Annotated in this window: 2 pseudogenes; one reads left to right on the top strand and one right to left on the bottom strand. The window is 59.6% G+C overall.

The annotated features are described in order from the left end of the window. Positions 1-436 precede the first annotated feature (436 nt). Positions 437-586: pseudogene (locus LH128_RS28880) on the top strand (IS110 family transposase); the annotation flags it as partial. A 75-nt stretch (positions 587-661) separates the two neighbouring features. Here LH128_RS28880 and LH128_RS28875 read toward each other — a convergent pair. After that, positions 662-849, bottom strand: a pseudogene (locus LH128_RS28875) (IS6 family transposase); the annotation flags it as partial.

Raw genomic sequence — 849 nt, 5'->3', positions numbered from 1 at the left:
CAACAACGTCGCGACCATCCGGTCGGTGATCGGTATCAAGTTCTAATCGCCCCCTGAGCTTGTATCGACTGGAAGGGTGCCGACAGTGTCGGCACCCTTCCTTTTTGCATGTGAGTAGCCCCTAGCTAGCACTACTTTGGCAGAAGTTCATTGAGACGTTTGGTAAGGCTACATCCACAATGAGGACAATAGTCCGGCGGTGAGCGAGACAGGCGCTCAATGATGGCCTGGCGCACTGCTGGCAATGTAGGTTGGGGAGGTGGACTGCTCAAGGTCGGCGGGAAAGTCCGGTATCGGCCCGAGGCGGCTGTTGCGGCGGCGTACGGAAAATAGGTGTTTTCCGACGCCCTCAGGCCTTAGACCCCATGACTGCCAGAGCCTCGGTGGCTCAAATCTGAGATGCTGATGAAGGATTTTTCAGCAGCGGAGGCGAGTCATGACGGAGGCAGTGAAATACGTTGGTCTGGACGTTCATAAGGAGACCATCGCGGTCGCAGTTGCCGAAGGGGAACGCGGAGGCGAGGTGCGTTTCGTTGGCACGGTCGCCAATGAGGACGATGCGGTCAGGAAGCTAGTCAAGCGGCTGACGTCACCGGGCGTGACGTTGGGCTCTGTTGCAAAGATTGGCGGCAGTCAGAGGTAGGCTGTCGCTCTGCGCCGATCAGGCGGCTGCTGCGAAATGGTGGTTGAGCATGCCCATGGCCTCCGTCAGCGCCGAGGGCCCAATGCCAAAAGCTCTCTCCACAAGGCGCACCTCGCCCCTGATGCCGGGCTGCAGGCACCAGGGGCGAGCCTGTCCTTTGCGCAGGGCTCGCATGACTTCGAATCCCTTGATCGTGGCATAGGCCG

It is taken from the genome of Sphingomonas sp. LH128, from assembly GCF_000293195.2.
Lineage (GTDB): Bacteria > Pseudomonadota > Alphaproteobacteria > Sphingomonadales > Sphingomonadaceae > Novosphingobium > Novosphingobium resinovorum_A.
This window is presented reverse-complemented; position numbering and strand designations above follow the sequence as displayed.